The organism is Cellulomonas algicola, from assembly GCF_003851725.1.
Taxonomy (GTDB): Bacteria; Actinomycetota; Actinomycetes; order Actinomycetales; family Cellulomonadaceae; genus Cellulomonas; species Cellulomonas algicola.
Genome location: NZ_BHYL01000497.1, coordinates 1 through 814 on the forward strand (window position 1 = coordinate 1; position 814 = coordinate 814).

The 814-nt window shown below is 80.6% G+C and carries 1 protein-coding gene; it reads left to right on the plus strand.

Annotation, left to right across the window (positions count from 1 at the left end; genetic code table 11):
• Nucleotides 1-159: 159 nt before the first annotated feature.
• The coding region (locus tag CTKZ_RS21110) for a flagellar hook-length control protein FliK (protein WP_210766408.1) at nucleotides 160-814 on the plus strand (655 nt) is incomplete at its 3' end.

Here is an 814-nt window from a genome sequence, read left to right on the forward strand (position 1 = left end):
GCGCCGGCGACCCCGGCGAGCCCGCCGGCACCGCCGGCCGCCGTGGGGGAGGGCGCCGCCGCGTCCGCCGTCGCGACGACCTCGACTGCCGTGCCGAGCGACGCCGTGCCGAGCGACGCGGTGACGACGACCGACAGCGCCATGGCGCGCCCGGGCGCGGTGACCGTCGCCACGACGGCCTCGACCTCGGCACCGACCCCGACGCCGTCGCACACGACCACCGCGACCACCGCCCCGGCGGACGGCCCGCTCGTCCACGCCGGAACGCCCATCACGACGACCACGGGCGACCCCGCGCGCGCCGCGTCCCCTGCCGAGACCACCGCTCCGGTCACCGCACCCTCGGCCGCGACGACGTTCCAGGCGGCGCTCACCGCCCAGACCGCCCCGGCGACGTCGACGGGCCCCACGCACCCGAACGCGGCCCCGACCGGCCCGACACCGGCGCCCGCGCCCTTCGCCGAGCAGCTCGGCGCGCGGCTCACCGCGCTCGGCGGTCTCGCGCACGGCCGGCACGTCCTCACGGTCCCCGTCGACCCGGAGCACCTCGGCCCGGTCCGGGTCGTCGCGCACATCGCGGCGGACCAGGTCCGCGTCGAGCTCGTGGGCGGGACGGAGGCGTCGCGCGAGGCGTTGCGCGGCGCGCTCGCGGACCTGCGACGCGACCTCGCGCGCGACCTCGGCGGACTCGACGTGCAGGTCGGCGTGGGCGGCGACGCGCCGTCGGACCGCCCGGACCAGGACCAGGGACCGGCCCGCACGGCCGCCGACGCCCGGCCCGGTCGCGGCGTGGTGACGGCCGACGCCGGACCGT